The 20,332-nt window shown below is 71.7% G+C and carries 15 protein-coding genes; 7 read left to right on the top strand and 8 right to left on the bottom strand.

All coding sequences use genetic code 11. The annotated features are described in order from the left end of the window. Positions 1-12 precede the first annotated feature (12 nt). The 3 genes from mnmH to map are packed head-to-tail and all read right to left on the bottom strand — an operon-like array spanning position 13 to position 4,495. Positions 13-1,068: a tRNA 2-selenouridine(34) synthase MnmH gene (mnmH, locus tag D9C15_RS06660; protein WP_127996647.1), complete on the bottom strand. Its 1,056-nt coding sequence runs from the start codon at positions 1,066-1,068 to the stop codon at positions 13-15. After that, a complete protein-coding gene (locus tag D9C15_RS06655) occupies positions 1,068-3,695 on the bottom strand; it encodes a [protein-PII] uridylyltransferase (RefSeq protein WP_127996646.1) in 2,628 nt (875 codons plus the stop codon). Before D9C15_RS06655 ends, mnmH begins: the two co-directional genes overlap by 1 nt. After that, positions 3,692-4,495 (bottom strand): type I methionyl aminopeptidase, encoded by an 804-nt coding sequence (map, locus tag D9C15_RS33940; protein WP_127996645.1) that lies wholly within the window; start codon positions 4,493-4,495, stop codon positions 3,692-3,694. The genes D9C15_RS06655 and map overlap by 4 nt, the downstream gene beginning before the upstream one ends. A gap of 89 nt (positions 4,496-4,584) precedes the next feature. Here map and purL point away from each other — a divergent pair, with 89 nt between their 5' ends. From purL to D9C15_RS06635, 3 genes are all read left to right on the top strand, one after another. Then, entirely contained in the window at positions 4,585-8,580 is a 3,996-nt protein-coding gene (gene purL, locus D9C15_RS06645; protein WP_127996644.1) for a phosphoribosylformylglycinamidine synthase, read from the top strand. Positions 8,581-8,591: 11 nt separating this feature from the next. Then, positions 8,592-9,032, top strand: a complete 441-nt coding sequence (locus tag D9C15_RS06640) for a hypothetical protein (protein ID WP_205854738.1) — start codon at positions 8,592-8,594, stop codon at positions 9,030-9,032. 65 nt (positions 9,033-9,097) lie between these two features. Beyond that, positions 9,098-9,340, top strand: coding sequence for a hypothetical protein (locus D9C15_RS06635; RefSeq protein ID WP_127996643.1), 243 nt, complete (start codon positions 9,098-9,100; stop codon positions 9,338-9,340). On the opposite strand, the gene D9C15_RS06630 is transcribed toward D9C15_RS06635, so the two are convergent. Both D9C15_RS06630 and D9C15_RS06625 read right to left on the bottom strand, forming a co-directional pair. Beyond that, a complete protein-coding gene (locus tag D9C15_RS06630; RefSeq protein WP_127996642.1) occupies positions 9,322-11,562 on the bottom strand; it encodes a molybdopterin-dependent oxidoreductase in 2,241 nt (746 codons plus the stop codon). The genes D9C15_RS06635 and D9C15_RS06630 overlap by 19 nt on opposite strands. A gap of 31 nt (positions 11,563-11,593) precedes the next feature. Then, on the bottom strand, positions 11,594-12,406 hold the full coding sequence (locus D9C15_RS06625) for a helix-turn-helix domain-containing protein (RefSeq protein ID WP_127996725.1): 813 nt from the start codon (positions 12,404-12,406) through the stop codon (positions 11,594-11,596). Between the two features lie 330 nt (positions 12,407-12,736). Between D9C15_RS06625 and D9C15_RS06620 the strand changes: the two genes are divergently transcribed. Together D9C15_RS06620 and D9C15_RS06615 are read left to right on the top strand one after the other, a co-directional pair. Then, a complete protein-coding gene (locus tag D9C15_RS06620) occupies positions 12,737-13,384 on the top strand; it encodes an iron-containing redox enzyme family protein (RefSeq protein WP_127996641.1) in 648 nt (215 codons plus the stop codon). Continuing rightward, entirely contained in the window at positions 13,381-14,364 is a 984-nt protein-coding gene (locus tag D9C15_RS06615) for a crotonase/enoyl-CoA hydratase family protein (protein ID WP_127996640.1), read from the top strand. Before D9C15_RS06620 ends, D9C15_RS06615 begins: the two co-directional genes overlap by 4 nt. Positions 14,365-14,373: 9 nt before the next feature. Here D9C15_RS06615 and D9C15_RS06610 read toward each other — a convergent pair whose 3' ends face one another. Then, positions 14,374-15,228, bottom strand: a complete 855-nt coding sequence (locus D9C15_RS06610; RefSeq protein WP_127996639.1) for a hypothetical protein — start codon at positions 15,226-15,228, stop codon at positions 14,374-14,376. A gap of 380 nt (positions 15,229-15,608) precedes the next feature. Beyond that, positions 15,609-17,438, bottom strand: a complete 1,830-nt coding sequence (locus D9C15_RS06605; protein ID WP_127996638.1) for an ATP-binding protein — start codon at positions 17,436-17,438, stop codon at positions 15,609-15,611. Between the two features lie 78 nt (positions 17,439-17,516). Here D9C15_RS06605 and D9C15_RS06600 point away from each other — a divergent pair, with 78 nt between their 5' ends. Next, positions 17,517-18,242 (top strand): acetyltransferase domain-containing protein, encoded by a 726-nt coding sequence (locus D9C15_RS06600; protein WP_259372593.1) that lies wholly within the window; start codon positions 17,517-17,519, stop codon positions 18,240-18,242. A gap of 66 nt (positions 18,243-18,308) precedes the next feature. Then, positions 18,309-19,532: a glycerophosphodiester phosphodiesterase gene (locus tag D9C15_RS06595; protein WP_127996637.1), complete on the top strand. Its 1,224-nt coding sequence runs from the start codon at positions 18,309-18,311 to the stop codon at positions 19,530-19,532. A gap of 22 nt (positions 19,533-19,554) precedes the next feature. On the opposite strand, the gene D9C15_RS06590 is transcribed toward D9C15_RS06595, so the two are convergent. Further along, positions 19,555-20,332: calcium-binding protein (locus D9C15_RS06590; protein WP_205854737.1), on the bottom strand; the 778-nt coding region annotated here is incomplete at its 5' end.

Raw genomic sequence — 20,332 nt, 5'->3', positions numbered from 1 at the left:
CCGAGGCGGATTCTAGAGCGCGGCCAGCTCGCGCGCCACGCTGTCGAGGGTGGCCTCGCTGCCGTCCCAGGCCAGTTTCCGCTGCGGTGCCGTGAAGCCGGCGAAGTGGCGCGCCATCGACTGCAGATAGAGCGGGTCGTAGTGCTGCTCCAGCAGCTCGCGCACCACCTGCGGATGCCCGCCGGCGCGTGCCAGCGCCTGCCAGCGGTTCACGGTCTCGTGGCCGCGCAGGACGCGCAGCGCGTCCAGGCGGCCGCAGAAGGCCTCGGTGTCGCGCACGAAGAAGTCGTACTCCTGCAGCAGCAGCGCCACGCGCGCGTCCAGCGGCAGCTCCAGGCGCAGGCAAGGCGCGGCGCGCATGCGCTCGACGAGCTTGTCCGGCACGCGCAGATCGCCCACCTTGCGGCTCTCGCTCTCGACGACCACCGGCCGCGCCGGATCGAAGCGGCGCAGCGCATCCCAGAGGTGCGACTCGAACAGCTTCTGGCCGGGCTGCGGTCGTCCGGGCACGAGCCCGAGCACCGAGCCGCGGTGCTCGGCCAGGGCCTCGAGGTCGAGCACCTGGGCACCGAGCGCGGCGGCGCGCTGCAGCAGCCGGCTCTTGCCCGAGCCGGTGACGCCGCAGACCACGCGCAGGTCGAGCCGGCCCGGCAGCTCGTCCAGCGCAGCCAGCACGGCGCGTCGGTATTCGCGGTAGCCGCCTTCGAGCAGGTGCACCCGCCAGCCGACCTGCGACAGCACCGTCGCCAGCGCCCCGCTGCGCATGCCGCCGCGCCAGCAGTACACCAGCGGCTGCCAGTCCTTGGGCTGGTCCATCGCCTCGCGCTCGAGGTGCGCGGCGATGTTGCGCGCCACCAGCACCGCGCCGCGCCGCCGCGCCTCGAAGGGCGAGACCTGCTTGTACTCGTAGCCGATCGCGGCGCGTTCGGCGTCGTGCAGGCTGGGCCAGTTGACGGCGCCGGGCAGGCGGTCTTCGGCGTACTCGCTCTCCGAGCGGGCGTCGATGACCGTGCCGAAGCGGTCGAGCTGCGCCAGCGCGTCGGCCGCCGGGATCGCGACGATGGGCATCAGGGGGAGATGGCGTCCAGCAGCTCGCTCTCGATGGCGATCTGCGTGCGGTTCTGCTGCAGCGCCGAACCGTCGATCAGGAAAGTGTCCTCGACTCGCTCGCCCAGCGTCGTGATCTTGGCCAGCTGCAGGTTGACGTGGTGGCGCGCCAGCACGCGTGCGATGGCGTAGAGCAGGCCGGAGCGGTCGCTGGTGGACACGCCCAGCAGCCAGCGCTGCGCACGCTCGTCGGGCCGCAGCGTGATGCGCGGCGTGACCGGGAAGCTGCGCACGCGGCGCGACAGGCGCCCGCGGCTGGGCTCGGGCAGCGGCCCGGTGGCCGCCAGTGCCTGGCCGAGCTGGTTCTCGACCAGCGCGATCAGGTCGCGGTAATGCGCGTTGTCCTGCTCCTCGAGCGCCGGGTTGGTGACCTGGAAGGTGTCCAGCGCATAGCCGGCGCGCGTGGTGTGCACCTTGGCGTCGAGGATGTTGAAGCCGGCGCCGTCGAAGTAGCCGCAGATGCGCGCGAACAGGTCGGGCCGGTCGGGCGAGTACACCAGCACCTGCAGCCCCTCGCCGAGCGAGGACGGCCGCGCCCGCACCACCGGCTCGTTCGTCTGCACGTGGCGGAACAGCGAGCGCGCGTGCCAGGCGATGTCCGGCGCGTCGTGGCGCGCGAAGTAGCTCAGCTCGAGCGTCTTCCACAGCGGGCCCTCGGTGCCGGGCAGCATCGAATGCAGGTTCAGCAGGTGGCGCGCCTCCTCCTTGCGCGCCTCGATCTCGGCGTCCAGGTTGGGCTTGGCGCCGCCCAGCGCGCGCAGCGTCAGGCGGTACAGGTCCTCCAGCAGCTTGCCCTTCCAGGCGTTCCAGACCTTCGGGCTGGTGCCGCGGATGTCGGCCACCGTCAGCAGGTACAGCGCGGTGAGGTAGCGTTCGCTGCCGACCTTCTTCGCGAACTCCTCGATCACCTCGGGGTCGGACAGGTCCTCCTTCTGCGCGATGCGCGACATCGTCAGGTGCGAGCGCACCAGGAACTCGATCAGCGCGGCGTCCTCGCGCTCGACCAGGTGGTCGCGGCAGAAGCGCCGCACCTCCTGCGCACCGAGCTCGGAGTGGTCGCCGCCGCGGCCCTTGGCCACGTCGTGGAACAGCGCGGCGACGTACAGGATCCAGGGCTTGTCCCAGGTCAGCGCGAGCTGGGTGCAGAACGGGTACTCGTGTGCATGCTCTGGGATGAAGAAGCGCCGCACGTTGCGCAGCACCATCAGGATGTGCTGGTCCACCGTGTAGACGTGGAACAGGTCGTGCTGCATCTGCCCGACGATGCGGCGGAACACCCACAGGTAGCGCCCGAGCACCGAGGTCTGGTTCATCAGCCGGAAGGCGTGCGTCTGGCCCTCGGGCTGCTGCAGGATCTTCATGAAGGTGGCGCGGTTCACCGGGTCGCGCCGGAAGTCCGCGCCCATCAGCTCGCGGGCGTTGTAGAGCGCGCGCAGCGTGCGCGCCGACAGGCCCTTGGGCCCGACGGTCGTCTGGTAGGTGAGGAAGGTCTCGAGGATGGCGTGCGGGTCGCGCTCGTACAGGTCGTCGCTGGCCACCTCCAGCATGCCGGCGCGCTCGAGGAACTTCTCGTTGATCGGGCGCATCGGCTGATCCTGCGAGCCCTCGACCCGTTCCTCGATGTTCAGCATCAGGATCTGGTTCAGCTGCGCCACCGCCTTGGCGGCCCAGTAGTAGCGCCGCATCAGCACCTCGGAGGCGCGCTGGCCCGGCGCGTTCTTGTAGCCGAAGCTCTCGGCCACCGCGGTCTGCAGGTCGAACACCAGCCGGTCCTCGCGGCGGCCGGCGATGACGTGCAGCCGCGCGCGGATCAGCTTGAGCAGGCCCTCGTTGCGCTGCAGCTGCTTCACCTCGAACGGCGTGATCAGGCCCTTGGCGGCCAGCTCGCCCCAGTTCTTGCCGAGCCCGGCGGCGCGCGCCACCCAGATCACCAGCTGCAGGTCGCGCAGGCCGCCGGGGCTTTCCTTGCAGTTCGGCTCGAGCGAATAGGGCGTGTCCTCGTACTTCTGGTGGCGCTGGCGCATCTCCAGCGTCTTGGCGCGCAGGAAGGCGCGCGGGTCCATCGCGCGCGTGTTGGCATGGCGGAAGGTGGTGAACACGCGGCGCGAGCCGCACAGGTAGCGCGATTCGAGCAGCGCGGTCTGCACGGTCACGTCGCGCTGGCCCTCGGCGACGCATTCGTCGACCGTGCGCACGCTCGAGCCGATCTCCAGTCCGATGTCCCAGCAGGCGGTGATGAAGCCCTCGATCGCGGCCTGCCGCGCGGCGGCATCGTCCGGCGGCAGCACGACGGCGGCCGGCGGCAGCAGCACCAGCACGTCGACGTCGGAATAGGGGAACAGCTCGCCCCGGCCGTAGCCGCCGACGGCCAGCAGCGCCGCGCCCTCGGGCATGCCGGCGCGGCTCCACAGCGCGGTCAGCGTGGCGTCGACATGGCGGGCCAGCGCACGCACCAGCCGGGCGGCGGCCGGCGCCGTCGGCCGCGCGGCGCCGAAATGCGCCAGCAGCTCGGCCTTGCCCTCGCGGAAGCGCTGGCGCAGCTCGGCGACGCTGGGCGCCGCGGCCGGCAGCGGCTCGACCGCATTCACGCTGCGACGAAGGCCGGCGGCGGCGGGCTGCCGGCCGACAGCGTCAGCACCTCGTAGCCGGTGTCGGTGACGAGCACCGTGTGCTCCCACTGCGCCGACAGCGAGCGGTCCTTCGTGACGATGGTCCAGCCGTCGCCCATCTCGCGGATCTCGCGCCGGCCGGCGTTGACCATCGGCTCGATCGTGAAGGTCATGCCCGGCACCAGCTCCTCGAGCGTGCCGGGGCGGCCGTAGTGCAGCACCTGCGGCTCCTCGTGGAACTTGCGCCCGATGCCGTGGCCGCAGAACTCGCGCACGATCGAGAAGCCCTGGCTCTCGGCGAAGGTCTGGATCGAGTGGCCGATGTCGCCCAGGCGCGCGCCCGGCTTCACCTTCACGATGCCCTTCCACATCGCCTCGTAGGTGAGGGCGCACAGGCGCTTGGCGGCGATGGAGCCCTCGCCGACGACGAACATGCGGCTGGTGTCGCCGTGCCAGCCGTCCTTGATGACGGTGACGTCGATGTTGACGATGTCGCCGTTCTTCAGCGGCCGGTCGTTCGGGATGCCGTGGCAGACCTGGTGGTTGATCGAGGTGCAGATCGACTTCGGGTAGGGCGTGTAGCCCGGCGGCGCGTAGTTCAGCGGGGCGGGCACCGCGCCCTGCACGTTGACGATGTGCTCGTGCGCGAGCTTGTCGAGCTGCTCGGTGCTGACGCCCGGCTTGACGTGGGCGGCGAGCATGTCCAGCACCTCGGAGGCCAGGCGCCCGGCGACGCGCATGCGCTCGACCTCGGCGGCGCTCTTGATCGTGATCGTCATGGGGCGGGATTATCTCATCGGCCACGTAGAATCGCGGGTTTCCACCGGGGTTCCCCCACCCCCCGCATTCCTCACCAGAAGGCCCCCGCGTGAGCCCTGCGCCCAAGCACCTGATCCACTTCGAGGGGGGCAACGCGCTCTCCGCCTTCCGCGCCCAGGCCTTGCTGCCCAGGCTCCAGGCCGTCGATCCGCGCATCGCCGCCGTGCACGCCCGCCACGGACACTGGGTCTGGAGCGACCACCCGCTGGCGGCCGCCGAGCACGACCGGCTCGCCGCGCTGCTGCGCTACGGCGACCCCTACGAGGGCCCCTCCGGCCCGGACGACGGTGCGCTGTTCGTCGTCGCGCCGCGCCTGGGCACCGTTTCCCCCTGGGCCTCGAAGGCGACCGACATCGCCCACAACTGCGGCCTGGCCATCCGGCGCGTCGAGCGCGTCACCGAATTCCGCCTGACGCTCAAGGGCGGCCTGCTGGGCGGCGCCAAGCCGCTGCCCGAGGCCGCCTGGCCGGCCTGTGCCGCGCTGCTGCACGACCGCATGACCGAAAGCGTGCTGCGCAGCCGCGACGACGCGCGCCACCTGTTCGACGAGCAGCCGGGCAAGCCGATGGAGCATGTCGACGTGCTCGGCCGCGGCCGGGCCGCCCTCGAGGCCGCCAACCGCGACTTCGGCCTGGCGCTGTCGGACGACGAGATCGACTACCTGGTCGACGCCTTCACCGGCCTGAAACGCAACCCGACCGACGTCGAGCTGATGATGTTCGCGCAGGCGAACTCCGAGCACTGCCGGCACAAGATCTTCAACGCGCAGTTCGTCATCGACGGCGTGGCGCAAGAGAAGTCGATGTTCGGCATGATCCGCCACACGCACGAGGTGGCGCCGCAGCACACGGTGATCGCCTACAGCGACAACGCGAGCGTGATGGAAGGCCACGTGGTCGAGCGCTGGCTGCCGCAGGGCTACACCAACGCGCCGGTGTACGGCCCGCGCACCGAGACGGCCCATGTGCTGATGAAGGTGGAGACGCACAACCACCCGACCGCGATCTCGCCCTTCCCGGGCGCGTCCACCGGCGCCGGCGGCGAGATCCGCGACGAGGGCGCCACCGGCCGCGGCTCGCGGCCCAAGGCGGGCCTGACCGGCTTCTCGGTCTCGAACCTGCGCCTGCCCGGCACGAACGAGCCCTGGGAGCGCGAGGCGATCGGCAAGCCAGCCCACACCGCCAGCCCGCTGCAGATCATGATCGACGGCCCGCTGGGCGGCGCGGCGTTCAACAACGAGTTCGGCCGGCCCAACCTGCTCGGCTACTTCCGCGTCTGGGAGCAGGCGGTGGCCGGCGTGCAGCGCGGCTACCACAAGCCGATCATGATCGCCGGCGGGCTGGGCACGATCTCGGCGTCGCAGACGGCGAAGATCGCGTTCCCGGCCGGCACCTTGCTGATCCAGCTCGGCGGGCCCGGCATGCGCATCGGAATGGGCGGCGGCGCGGCGAGTTCGATGGCCGCGGGCGTGAACGCCGCGGAGCTCGACTTCGACTCGGTGCAGCGCGGCAACCCGGAGATCCAGCGCCGCGCGCAGGAGGTCATCAACCACTGCTGGGCGCTTGGCGAGAGCAACCCGATCCTCGCGATCCACGACGTGGGCGCGGGCGGCATCAGCAATGCCTTCCCCGAACTCGTCGACGGCGCCGCCAAGGGTGCTCGCTTCGATCTCACCAAGGTGCCGCTGGAGGAATCCGGCCTCGCCCCCAAGGAGATCTGGTGCAACGAGAGCCAGGAGCGCTACGTGATCGCGCTGCGCGCCGAGGCCCTGCCGCTGTTCGAGGCGATGTGTGCGCGCGAGCGCTGCCCGTTTGCAGTGGTCGGCGTGGCCACCGAGCAGAAGCAGCTGGTGCTCGAGCAGCCCGGCTCGGACGACCGCCCGATCGACATGCCAATGGAGGTGCTGCTTGGCAAGCCGCCGCGCATGTTGCGCGATGTGCAGCGCGTGGCCCGAAGTGCTCCCGAGCTGAAGCTCGACGACGTGGCGCTGGAGAAGGTGGCCTTCGACGTGCTGCGCCACCCGACCGTGGCCAGCAAGCGCTTCCTGATCACGATCGGCGACCGCACGGTTGGCGGCCTGAGCCATCGTGATCCGATGGTCGGGCCCTGGCAGGTACCGGTGGCCGACTGCGCGGTGACGCTGGCCGACTACGCCGGCCTCGCCGGCGAGGCGATGAGCATGGGCGAGCGCACGCCGCTGGCCGCGCTCGATGCGCCGGCCTCCGGCCGCATGGCGGTGGGCGAGGCCATCACCAACCTGCTCGCTGCGCCGATCGAGCTCGGGCGCGTCAAGCTCAGCTGCAACTGGATGGCCGCCTGCGGCGAGCCGGGCGAGGACGCTGCGCTGTACGACACGGTGAAGGCGGTGGGGCTCGAGCTGTGCCCGGCACTGGGCATCAGCGTGCCGGTGGGCAAGGATTCCCTCTCGATGCGCACGCGCTGGAGCGAGGGCGGGCAGACGAAGCAGGTCACCGCGCCGGTGAGCCTGATCGTCTCGGCCTTCGCGACCGTGAGCGACGTGCGCGGCACGCTCACGCCGCAGCTGCAGCCGGGCGAGACCAGCCTGATCCTGGTCGACCTGGGGCAGGGGAAGAACCGCCTTGGCGGCTCGATGCTGGCCCAGGTGACCAACCAGTTCGGCGACACCGTGCCCGATCTCGACGACCCGGCCCTGCTGAAGAACCTGGTCGCCGCCATCAACACGCTGCGCGCGCAAGGCCGGCTGCTCGCCTACCACGACCGCGCCGACGGCGGCCTGTGGGCCACGGTCTGCGAGATGGCGTTTGCCGGCCACCTGGGCGTGGACCTGAACGTCGACCTGCTGGTGACCGAAGGCGACGGCATCGCCGACAGCCGCGCCGAGTATGGCGACTCGAAGAACTGGGCCGGCCAGGTGGGGGCCCGGCGCGCCGAGCTCACGCTCAAGGCACTGTTCAACGAGGAGCTGGGTGCCGTGATCCAGGTGCCGCGCGCCGAGCGCGACGCGGTGATCCAGGTGCTGCGCGAGCACGGCCTGGCACGCCACAGCCATGTGATCGGAACCACCAACACGCGCGGCGTGCTCGAGGTGTGGCGCGACACCAAGAGCGTGTTCTCCGCCCCGCTGCGCGCGCTGCACCAGGCCTGGGACGAGGTCAGCTTCCGCATCGCCGCGCTGCGCGACAACCCGGCCTGCGCCGAGGCCGAGCATGCGGCCGCCGGTGCGGCGGACGACCCGGGGCTGCACCTGCACCTGAGTTTCGACCCGGCCGAGGACGTGGCCGCGCCGTTCCTGAACCTCGCGAAGCCCAAGCTGGCGATCCTGCGCGAGCAGGGCGTCAACTCGCAGGTCGAGATGAGCTACGTGCTCGCGAAGGCCGGCTTCGAGACCTTCGACGTGCACATGAGCGACCTGCAGGCCGGCCGCGCGCGGCTGGACCAGTTCCTCGGCTTCGTCGCCTGCGGCGGCTTCAGCTATGGCGACACGCTCGGCGCCGGCGAGGGCTGGGCGCGTTCGGTGATGTTCAACCCGGCGCTGGCCGAGCAGTTCGCCGCCTTCTTCCAGCGCAGCGAGACCTTCGCACTGGGCGTGTGCAACGGCTGCCAGATGATGGCCGCGCTGGCGCCCATCATCCCCGGCGCGCAGGCCTGGCCCAAGTTCACCCGCAACCGCAGCGAGCAGTTCGAGGCGCGGCTCTCGCTGGTGGAGGTGCTCGCGAGCCCGTCGCTCTTCTTCGACGGCATGGAAGGCAGCCGCATTCCGATCGCGGTGGCGCACGGCGAAGGTTATGCGGACTTCTCCCAGCGCGGCGACGCCAAGGCCGTGCAGCGTGCGATGCGCTTCGTCGATCACCACGGCAAGGCCACCGAGGCCTACCCGTTCAACCCGAACGGCAGTCCGGACGGGCTGACCGCGGTCACGACCGCCGACGGCCGCTTCACCGCGCTGATGCCGCACCCCGAGCGGGTGTTCCGCAACGCACAGATGAGCTGGACCCCGGGCGACCGGGCCGCGCCCAGCCCCTGGATGCGCATGTTCCGCAACGCCCGCCGCTGGGTGGGGTGAGGGAGGTCTCGATGGGCGACAGCACGAGCACACGGCTCTGGCCGGCCGGCACCGACCCGGCGGCCTGGATGCGCTCCTGGACACAGGCCTTCGCGCCGCAGAATCTGGTGCAGCCCATCCTGCCGGGCTGGACCTTCAACATCAACAGCCACAACTCGAGCGCGCCGCAGACCGAGGCCGACGTGCTGCAGCGCCACAGCTACGGGCGCCAGCTCGGCCGCATCGCCGACGCGTTGGCGGTGCTGATCGCCGCCGCGCCGGCCAAGGTGCGCGGCGAGGAGGCGGTCGACAAGTTCGTCGACATGAAGGACGAGATCGACGCCGTCAAGCGCCAGTCGGCGCTGGCGCGCGTGGAGCGCCTGCGCGGTGACCTCGACCTGCTCAAGCAGACCGACCGCCCCGAGTTCGACCGCCTGATCAAGGCCCTGCGCCAGATCGTCGACGCGGCCTGATCCCGCGCAGCGCAACGGCGCCCCGGGCGCCGTATGCTGCAGGCCTGCCCGACGCGGAGGCCCGCATGCACAGCCCCCCTGCCAAGTACCTGATCGTGATCGACGCCGGCGGTTCGATGGTGGCGCGGCTGTTCGACGCGCAGCGCAGGCCGCTCGGCGAGTTCGACGCGTCGTCCGAGGAGGTGGCGGTCATGACCAGCGGCCTCGCCCCGCAGCGCAGCGGGCTCGAGGCCGGCTGGGCCCAGGCCCTGGCCGGCCACAACCCCGACGAACGCGCCGCCGCCGAGGTCTACACGCTGGACGTCTGAGCCAGGCGCACCGTCACCGGGGCCCCGCTCAGCACCGCGTTGCCGGACAGCGGATCGCGCGCGTTCTCGTCCAGCAGCGCGTTCAGGTTCGCGCCCGGCCGCCGGGCCGCGACCGCCAGCCGGGCCCCGGGCAGGTCGTGGCCCCAGCCGTGCGGCAGGCTGACCACGCCCTGCATCATCGCGTCGTCCAACTGCACCGGCGCGCGCACCGTGCGGCCGGCGCCTTCGATCTCGGCCAGCATGCCGTCGGCCAGGCCGAGGCGCTGCGCATCGTGCGGGTGCATCAGCAGCGTGCAGCGCTCCGGCCCCTTGGCCAGCAGCGGCAGGTTGTGCATCCAGCTGTTGTTGCTGCGCACCTCGCGCCGGCCCACCAGCTGCAGGCCGTCGGCCGGCGCGGCCGCCAGTTCGCCGGCCGCCTGCGCCAGCGCCGCCAGCAGCGGCGCGGGGGCCAGCTCGACGCGGCCGCTGGGCGTGCGCAGCAGTTCGGGAAGGCGCGGCTGCAGCGGCCCGAGGTCGATGCCCGCGGGCGTCTGCGCCACCCTGTCCAGGTTCAGCCCGTCGGGGCGTGCGCCGAAGGCGTCGCCGTAGGGTCCGGTGCGCAACGCCAGGTCGAGCAGCCGCGCCGGGCCCCGGCGCGGGGCGAGGGCGGCCAGCAGCGCCGGCGTGCGCTCGCCGGCCAGCTTGCGCACCTCGTCGGCGACCCATTCGTCGTCCAGCGCCAGCACGTCGGCGCCGGCGCCGCGGCCGAGCGCGATGGCCGCCAGGCGCAGCAGGTTCTGCCATTCGGGCGGCTGGCCGGCTGGCGGCTCGAACACCGCCGGGCTGTAGCGCGCGTGGTTGCGGTGGCTGAGCTGCGGGAAGGCGATGTCGTAGTGATCGTCCTCCAGCGGGCTCGGGCCGGGCAGGATCACGTCGGCATGGCGCGTGGTCTCGTTCAGGTAGATGTCCAGGCTCACCATGAACTCGAGCGAACCGAGCGCGCGCGCCAGGCGCGGCCCGTTCGGCGCCGACAGCACCGGGTTGCTGGCCACGCTGATCAGCGCGCGCACCTGGCCGGGGCCGGGGGTCTCGATCTCCTCGGCCAGCACGCCCATCGGCAGCTCGCCGAACACCTCCGGCGCGCCGCTCACCCGGCTGGCGTGGCGCCCGGTGACGATGCCACGCCCGACCCCCGGCTTGCCCGCCGTGTTGGCGGCGAAGGCGGCGGCGCGCGGGAACATCGCGCCGCCGGGCTCGTCGAGGTGGCCGGTGAGCGCGTTCAGCACGTCCACCAGCCAGGAGGCGAGCGTGCCGTGGCGCTGCGTGCAGGTGCCCAGGCGCCCGTAGACGCAGCCGCGCGGCGCGGCGGCCAGCTCGCGCGCCAGGGCCCGGATGGTGTCGGCGGCGATGCCGCAGGCCGGCGCCACCGCGTCGGGCGTGAATGGCGCGACAGCCGCCGGCAAGGCCTCCAGGCCGGCCAGGTGCGGCGCGATGCGCCCGGGCCGCACCCGGCCCTCGGCGAACAGCGTGTGCAGCATCGCGGCGAGCAGGAAGGCATCGCTGCCCGGGCGGATGAAATGATGCGCGTCGGCCAGTGCCGCGGTTTCGGTGCGGCGCGGGTCGATCACCACGACCCGTCCGCCACGCGCGCGCAGCGCCTTGAGCTTGCCGCGCACGTCCGGCACGGTCCACAGGCTGCCGTTGCTGACCGCCGGGTTGGCGCCCAGGATCAGCAGGAAGTCGCTGCGCTCGACGTCGGGCACCGGGATGCTGAGCCAGTGGCCGAACATCAGCCCGCAGGCGAGCTGCTTGGGCATCTGGTCGAGCGTCGAGGCCGAGTAGATGTTCTTCGTGCCCAGCGCCTTGGCGAGCCGGCCGAAATAGGGCAGCAGGCTCATCTTGTGGGCCGAGGGGTTGCCCACCGTGACCGCCACCGCGTCGCGGCCGTGGGCCTCGATCACCGGCAGCAGGCGGCGTTCGATCTCGGCGAAGGCCTCGTCCCAGCCGGTCTCGACGAAGGCGCCATCGCGCCGCACCAGCGGCCGGCGCAGGCGGTCCGGGTCCTCGTGCAGATCCTTCAGCGCGACGGCCTTGGGGCACAGGTAGCCGGCGCTGAACACGTCGGCCGCGTGGCCGCGCACCGCGCTCACGCGGCGGCCCTCGATCGTCAGCTCCAGCCCGCAGCAGGCCTCGCACAGCGGGCAGATGCGGTGGGCGGTGCGCGGGCTCGTCGTTTCGTCCATCGCGGGTCTCCTCGGGGCGGTGCTGCGTGCCTTATGCCACGGCGCCGGCCGGCGCGCTGTCGACCAGGCGACGCAGCAGCGCGGCGCTGGCCGCGTCGGCCGGGAAGAAGGTCTCGATCGCCAGCTCGGCCAGCGTGATGTCCACCGGCGTGCCGAACACCATCGTGGTGCTGATCAGCGACAGCGTGCCCCCGGGGCTGGCGAGCTGCAGCGGCACCAGCACCGCGGGCTCGGCCGGCGCGGCGGCCGTGCCCGGCGCGACCGGGTAGGCGCTGAGTTCGTCGTGCAGCGCGGCCAGCGCGGCGTCGCCGCTGGCGGCGATCTGCTGGCGCAGCCTCGCGAACAAGTGATGCCGCCAGGCCGCCAGGTTGAGGATGCGCGGCGCCAGGCCATGCGGGTGCAGGCTCAGCCGCAGCACGTTGACCGGCGGCACGAGCAGGTCGGCCGCAAGCCCGTCCAGCAGGGGCGGCACGGCACGGTTGTACGACACCAGGTTCCAGTGCCGGTCCAGCGCCAGTGCCGGGCAGGGCTCGTGGGCGCGCAGCACCTGCTCGACGGCCGCGCGCGCGTTGCGCAGCGCCGGGTCGTCGAGCGGCCGCTCGGCGAACATCGGCGCGAAGCCGGCCGCCGTCAGCCAGCGATTGCGTTCGCGCAGCGGCACCTCGAGCCGCTCGGCCAGGCGCAGCACCATCTCGCGGCTGGGCATGGCGCGGCCGGTCTCCAGGAAGCTGAGGTGGCGCGCCGAGACCTCGGCAGCCAGGGCCAGCTCGAGCTGGCTCAGGCGGCGGCGCTGGCGCCACTCGCGCAACAGGCTGCCGATGGGGGCGCGCAGGCCGGCGGTCATGCGGCGACGATAGCCGAGCCGCGTGCCGCCGGCGATGACCTGCGAGGTCATCGCCGGGTGCGCAGGATTCGACGCTTGCGCCACAGACTGTGGCGTGACGGACATGCCCGCGGCCACCTGCGCACGCCGGCGCCCTGGAGCCTGTTTGCAGTGCAGCATCGCCGACGCACACTGCCCGTCCGGACCGCTGCACGCGCAGCGGCCCTGTCAGGGCTGACACGTTGTGGAGCGGGCATGCTTGCGGCTAGCATGCGGCACGGATGCTGCAAGGCATCCTGACGGCGAGCCGCGGTGCGCGCCGCACAACAAGTTCGGTCGTTGGAGTGATGAATGACGCTGTTCTTCGCGGACCTGGTGGTCCGCACCGATGAGGCGCGCCGGGCGTTCGAGACCCATCCGGTGGTGCTCGACGCCGTCGCCAAGGGCATGACCCTGGAGCGCTACCGGCGCCTGCTGCTCGAGCTCTACCACGTCGTCTGGCACTTCAACCCGGTCAGCGCCGCGGCGGCGAGCCGCCTGCCCGACAGCCACCGCCAGGTGCGCTACTTCCTCTACGAGCACATGCACGAGGAATCGGGCCACGAGGAGTGGGTGCGCAACGACCTCGAGGCGGTCGGCGTGATGCCGTCGGACACGGAGGCGCACGAGCCCTCGCCCTACACGCGCGCGCTGGTCGGCTACAACTACTGGGCCGCCGAGCGCCGCCATCCGTGCTCGGTGCTGGGCATGCTGTACACGCTGGAGGTGATCGCCTCGGTGTACGGCGGGCCGTTTGCCGCGGCCATCACGGAGGCCCTGCTGCTCGAGGGCGAGCGCGGCGTGTCCTTCATCAACTCGCACGCCACCATGGATGCCGAACACATGGCCGTGCTGCGCAAGATCCTCAACACCCTGCACGACGAGCCGGCGCGCGAGGCGGTGGTCGAGTCCGCGCTGCTGAACTTCCACCACTTCACGCGCATCATCGAGACCGTATGAACGACCCTCGCGGGCTGTCCGGTGTCCCGAAGCTGCTGTCGCGGCCCTACAAGTACCTGCGCCTGGAGTGGTCGAGCGATCTCGCCATGCTGCGCGTGCGCACCTGCGTCAAGCCGATCCAGTGCTACAGCCTGGCCGGGCTGACCGAGATGCAGCGTGTGCTCGACGACATCGCCGAGAACCCCGGCGTGGTGCGCCACCTGGTGCTCAGCTCCGACGTCACCGGCGTGTTCAACTTCGGCGGCGACCTGGCGCTGTTCGTGCTGCTGGTGCGCGCGCAGGACGTCGATTCGCTGAAGATGTACGGCCGGCGCTGCATCGACCTGGTCTGGTGGCTCGAGCATGCCGCGGCGCGCGGCGTGCACACCACGGTGCTGGTGCAGGGCGACACGCTGGGCGGTGGGCTCGAGTCGGTGCTGCCCTTCCACAAGGTGATCTTCGAGCGCAGCGCGCAGGCCGGCTTTCCCGAGGTGCTGTTCAACCTGTTCCCCGGCATGGGCGCCTGGCCGCTGACGATCCGCAAGGCCGGCTTCGCGGTGGCCAACGACATGATCCTGTCCGGCCGGCTGTTCACCGGCGAGCAGCTGCTGCGGCGCAGCCTGGTCGACCGGGTGGTCGAGGACGGCGAGGGCGAGGAGGCCATCCTGGACGTGGTGCGCTCCGTCGAGCCGCGCCTGCGCGGCACGCTCGCCGCGCTGACGGCGCAGCGCATGGCCGCGCCGATCACCTACGAGTCGCTGATGACGACGGTGGAACTGTGGGCCGAGTCGGCGCTGCAGCTGACCACGCGCGACCTGCGCCTGATGGAGCGCCTGGCGCGTGCCCAGGTGCGCAAGGTGGGCGGCGCCGACGAGGGTGCGGTCGAGGAGATCAAGAAGATCGAGCTCGACACCGCCTGGGGCGAGCTGAAGTCCGGCAACACCGGCTTCGGCGACGAGCGCGGCACCGGCATCACCGCCTGGGGTGCGTTGGCCGACTGAGGGCGTCGCCTACTTCCGCCCCTTGAGCTTGGCCAGCTCGGCCTTCAGCGCGACCACGTTCTTCTTCTCGCGCTCGACCGTCTTCTCGGCCTCCTTGAAGCGCAGCGCGCGGAACTTGGGCATCAGCGCCCCGTCGACGATCTTCAGCACCTCCGCCTTGGCGGCGGCGTAGTCGACCTTCTGGCCGGCGGCGAAGGCCTTCTCCATCGCGGCGCGGGTGGCGGGCTGGAGCTTGACCGGCAGGTTCGCGCCCTTCAGGACATGCGTCTTCATCATCGCGTAGTCCTGGAAGCCGTCGGTCACGCCGATCATGAACTGCGCGTACGCCTCGAAGCCCTGCTTCTTGGCCCAGGGCAGGAAGTCGAGCCGGCGCTGCTGCCAGTCGAAATCGGCGTACTTCTTCGCGTACCAGCTCTTCACGTCCGTCTCGGACTTGATGATCGACTCGGTCACCGCGATCTTCTGCTCGACCTCGGCGATCTCCTTCGGGTCGGCCGGGATCGGGTTGACCTTGTCGAAGGCGTCGAGGTCGGCCGAGGTGACCACCTTGGAGTTCTTCTTCAGCCGCACCAGCCACTGGCGGCGCTTGGCCAGGTCGGACTGGCCGGCCACGTCGAGGCTGTCGATCACGGTCAGGTCCGAGCCGACGCGGATGCCGTAGACCAGCTTGCGGCCGTCGTAGGTCAGCACGAACTCGGCCGCCTTCTTGGCCTTCTTCATCTTCTCGCCGATCTTCTCGGCGTCGACCTTCTTGTCCTTCAGCGGCGTGTCGAGGATCGAGACGCGCGAGCGCGCATCCCACTCGACGCCGGCCACGTCCTCCGGCTTCTTCGCGGTGGCCAGCACCTCGGTCACGGTTCCCATCGATAGGCTCCTCGGTTAGGGCCTGTTCACACTACGGCAGGACTCGCGCCGGGGTGGCCCAAGGCGCTGGGCAAGGCGCGGCGCGCAGCCCAGGCTGGTGGCCTGGGCCAGTGGCGCAACGCGGCCCAGCGCCTTGGGGTACCCCGGCCCGCCGGGTGATCTCGGCAAACAGGCGCCCGCCGCGTTGCACGACTTGCCCAGGCGTCCAGCCTGGGCTGCGCCGTGCGCCTTGCGGGCGTCTGTTTGTCGAGTCACGCGAGCCCTGCCGTAGTGTGAACAGGCCCTGGTCGCAGCGGCGCATTGGACGGCCGCACGGGCGCGCCGGTCCATCCCCCGAGCGGGCTGTCCGGAACCGCCTGCCGATTGCGTGCAACGCTGCGTCAGAGCCAGGCCGAGATCACGTCGCGCAGCTGGTCGCGGGTGTAGGGCTTGGCCAGGTGTGCGTCCATGCCGACCTCCAGCGCATGCGCCGCGTCCTCCTCGTAGGCGTTGGCGGTCAGCGCGACGATCGGCGTGCGCGGCAGGCGGTGGCGCGTCTCGCGCGCGCGGATGTGCTGGGTCGCGGTGTAGCCGTCCATCACCGGCATCTGGCAGTCCATCAGCACCAGGTCGACCGAGCGGCGCGACAGCACGTCCAGCGCCTCCACGCCGTCCTGCGCCTCGATGATCGACAGCCCGAGCGACTCCAGCATCTCCTCGGCGATCACCCGGTTGACCGGGTTGTCCTCCACCACCAACACGGTGCCGGACAGGCGCGAGGGCAGGGGGTCGAGCGGGGTCATCGCCGAGTCGGTGGCCTCGCCGGCCGGCGGGTGCGGGTCGATCTCGAAGCCGAGCTCGAAGGCGAAGCGCGAGCCGGCACCCTGCCGGCTCTCGACCTCGATCTGCCCGCCCATGGCCTGCACGATCTTCTGGCTGATGGCCAGGCCGAGGCCGGTGCCGCCGGCGCGCCGGCTGCGCGAGCCGTCGAGCTGGTGGAAGGGCTCGAACAGGTTCGACGCCTCCGCCTCCGGGATGCCGATGCCGCTGTCGATCACCTCGAAGTGCACCCGCACCTGGCCGGCCGGTGCGGCGCGCGGGCTCAGGCGCAGCGAGACGCCGCCGCGCTCGGTGAACTTGATCGCGTTGCCCACCAGGTTGAGCAGCACCTGCTTCAGGCGCTGCGCGTCGCCGAGCACGCGGTCACCCACCGTGGGCTCGAGGTCGAGCACCAGCGACAGGCCCTTGGACTGCGCATTGGCGCGGAACAGCGCCACCACCGAGGCCGCCGTGGTGTGCAGCGACAGCGGGGCACGCAGCAGGCTGAGCTTGCCGGCCTCGATCTTGGAATGGTCCAGCACGTCGTTGAGGATCGCCATCAGCGATTCGCCCGACGAGGCGGCGGTCTTGACCAGGCGGCGCTGCTGCGGGTCGAGCGCCGAGCTGCGCAGCAGCTCGAGTGCGCCCAGCACGCCGTTCATCGGCGTGCGGATCTCGTGGCTCATCGTGGCCAGGAACTGCGACTTGGCCATGTTGGCCGACTCCGCCTGCTCCTTGGCGCGCTGCAGCGACGCGTTGGCCGCCTCGGCGATCGCCTTGGCGCGCTGCAGCGAGGCGTTGGCCGCGTCGGCCTCCAGCCCGTGGCGCACCGCCTCGGTGGTGGCGAGCGTGAACTCGCGCGCCACACGGAACATCGTGACCCCGAAGATCGCCACCAGCGCCGCCAGCGGCAGGGATCGAACCTTGTCGTCGAGCAGCGACACCAGGATCACGCCGGCCAGCTGCGGCAGCGCCAGCAGGTGGAACGACCAGCCGACCAGCGACATGAAGTAGGCCGCCACCGCCGTCGCCCCGCAGGCCATCACCATGAAGGCGGTGGCCTCGGCGCCCGACAGCTCGGTGTAGATGCCGGCCACGCTGACCACCCACAGCAGCCCGGCGGTGGCCGCGTTGCCCTCCAGCGAGTGCCGCGCGACGCGCAGGCCACGTTCGTCGAGGCGGGCGGTGTCGCCGAAGCGACGCGAGATCCACCAGCGCCAGGCGGCGCCGAGCAGGCCGATCGCGCCGGCGGCGACCGCGGCCTCGCGCTGCCCGGCACGCCAGCCGACCCACACGATGTAGGCCACCACGATCACCTGCGCCATCACGCTGCGCCCGGCGTTGTGCAGCGCGAGCTTGAGCAGTTCGCGCTCGACGGCAGCAGCCGTGGCAGGGGAAGCGTCGCGGGGCATTAGGCCCACGAGCATAACCGGGCCGCCGCGGCCACGAGCGTGCGCTATCGTCGCGCCGTGCTGACAACCGCGGACCCTTTGCGCACTCCCGGCCCGCCGGGCCGCTCGGACCGGCTCGACGCGCTGCGCGGCCTGGCGATGGTCTGGATGGCCGTCTTCCACTTCTGCTACGACCTGAACCATTTCGGCCTGATCCGCCAGGCCTTCCGCAGCGACCCGTTCTGGCTCTGGCAGCGCACCGCCATCGTGACACTGTTCCTGGCCTGCGCCGGGCTGGCGCTGGCGCTGGCGCTGCACGCCGGGCAGGGCTGGCCGCGCTTCTGGCGCCGCTGGGCGCAGGTGGCCGGCTGCGCCGTGCTGGTCAGTGCCGGCTCGGCGCTGATGTTCCCGCGCAGCTGGATCAGCTTCGGCATCCTGCACGGCATCGCCGTGATGCTGGTGCTGGCGCGCCTGGCGGCGCCGCTGCGCGGCTGGCTGTGGCTGCTCGGGCTGGTGGCGATCGCGCTGCCGCGCCTGGTGGCCGATCCGTTCTTCGACTCGCGCTGGACCAACTGGCTCGGCCTCGTGACACGCAAGCCGGTCACGGAGGACTGGGCCCCCGTCCTGCCCTGGCTCGGCGTGATGCTGTGGGGCCTGGCGGCCGGGCAGTGGCTGCTGGCGCGGCGCCCCGGCTGGCTGGCCGGGGCGCTGCCGCGTGCCCTGGCTCCGCTGGCGGCGCTGGGGCGCTGGAGCCTGAGCTTCTACATGCTGCACCAGCCGGTGCTGATCGGCGCGCTGATGCTCTATCTTTGGATCCGGCGCTGAGGCGATCCTGTCAAGGCGCTGTCACGCGCGGCGCCTAGCCTCGCGGACCACCAACGAGGAGACCCCATGACCCCGAACCTCCTGCGCGGCGGCGCGCTGGCGCTCGTGCTGGCCGCCACGCTGCCGGCCTTCGCCCACCGCGACGGCGGCGCTGCCGCGGACCCGGCGCCGATCGTGATCGGCCACCGCGGCGCGAGCGGCCACCTGCCCGAGCACACGCTGGCTTCCTATGCCCTGGCCATCGAGCTGGGGGCCGACTACGTCGAGCCGGACCTCGTGGCCACCAAGGACGGCCACCTGATCGCGCGCCACGAGCCCAACATCACGGCCACCACCGACGTCGCCACGCGCCCCGAGTTCGCCGCGCGCCGCACCACGAAGCTGGTCGACGGCGTGGCCGAGACCGGCTTCTTCGCCAGCGACTTCACGCTCGCCGAGATCAAGAAGCTGCGCGCCGTGCAGCCGGCCGGCGAGCGCGACCAGGGCTTCAACGGCCGCTTCGAGGTGCCGACGCTGGAGGAGATCATCGAGCTGGTGCGACGCAAGTCGGCCGAGAAGCAGCGCCGCATCGGCCTGTACCCCGAGACCAAGCACCCCACCTACCACCAGGGCCTCGGCCTGGCGCTGGAGGACCGGCTGCTGCGCGTGCTGACGCGCGCCGGCTGGAACCACCGCGGCGCGCCGGTCTACATCCAGTCCTTCGAGACCGCCAACCTGCGCTACCTGCGCACGCGCACCGAGCTCCCGCTGGTGCAGCTGGTGGATGCGGACGGCATCGCGCCGGACGGCCGGCTCACCTACGCGGCGCCGTTCGACAAGCCGTACGACTGGGTCGTCTCCGGGCGTGCCGGCGGCTTCGCCGACCTGCTGACGCCGGCCGGGCTCGCCGAAGTGGCCACCTATGCCGACGGCATCGGCCCGTGGAAGCCCTACATCCGCAGCTCGGCCTGCACGCTGGTCAACGGCGCGTGCAGCGACGTGAACGGCGACGGCCTGGTCAACGATGCCGACCGCACGCTGCTGCCGCCCACCGACCTGGTGCAGCGCGCCCATGCGCTCGGGCTGGTGGTGCATCCCTACACCTTCCGCAGCGAGCAGCGGCGCCTGGCGAAGGACTACGCCGGCAACCCGGTCAACGAATACCTGGACTTCTACACGCTCGGTGTCGACGGCATGTTCAGCGACTTCCCCGACGCCGCCGTCGCGGCGCGTGCGCTGTTCCTGCTCAAGACCGACGCGGGCTACGCCCGCTGCCTGATCGAGTCGCGCTGCGGGCGCGGGCGGCGCTGAGGCCGCCCGCGGTGCGCGGCGCTCACACGATCACGAAATCGGACAGCGCGACGGTCGTGCCGGCCGTCAGCGTCGCGAAGTGCAGCGCGGCGCCGCTGCCATTGCCGTCGGCATCGAAGGAGAGCCAGCCGGTCGCGCTGTCGTAGATGATGCGGTCGCTGGCGTCCAGCGCTTGCGGTCCCAGGCGCAGGGCCGATGCCGCCAGCATGCCGGTGGGTCCGATGCCGGCGAACACCGCGTCATCCAGCTGGAAGCGGTCGTCGGCGGAGACGAAGTCCGCAATCCTGTCGACATTGTTCGTCGCGTTCAGCGGCGAATTGAAGCGGAACGCGTCGAGCCCGGTGCCGCCGGCCAGCCCGTCGTTGCCGCTTCCACCGAGCACCGTGTCGTTGCCACTCCCGCCGAGCACCGTGTCGTTGCCGACCTCGCCCTCCAGCGAGTCGTTGCCGCCGGCGCCGGACAGGCGATCGGCGCCACGGTCACCGTCCAGCGCGTTAGCGCCTGCGTTGCCGGTGATCACGTTGGCCTGATCGTTGCCGGTGCCGTTGACCGACGCGGTGCCCGTCAGCACCAGGTTCTCCTGGTAGCTGCCGAGCGTGCGGCCGACGCTGCTGCGCACGGTGTCGATGCCGCCGCCGGCGAGCTCGACCACGACGACCCCGGTGTTGCCGATGACGTAGGTGTCGTTGCCGGCGCCGCCGGCCAGTCGGCCGGCGCCGCCGCCGCCGTTGAGCACGTTGGCGCCGGCGTTGCCGGTGATCACGTTGGCCGCGCTGTTGCCGGTGCCGTTGACCGACGCG

This window comes from Piscinibacter defluvii (assembly GCF_004011805.1).
Lineage (GTDB): Bacteria > Pseudomonadota > Gammaproteobacteria > Burkholderiales > Burkholderiaceae_C > Piscinibacter > Piscinibacter defluvii.
Note: the sequence above shows the minus strand (reverse complement) of the source record. Positions and strands in the feature narration are given on the sequence as shown.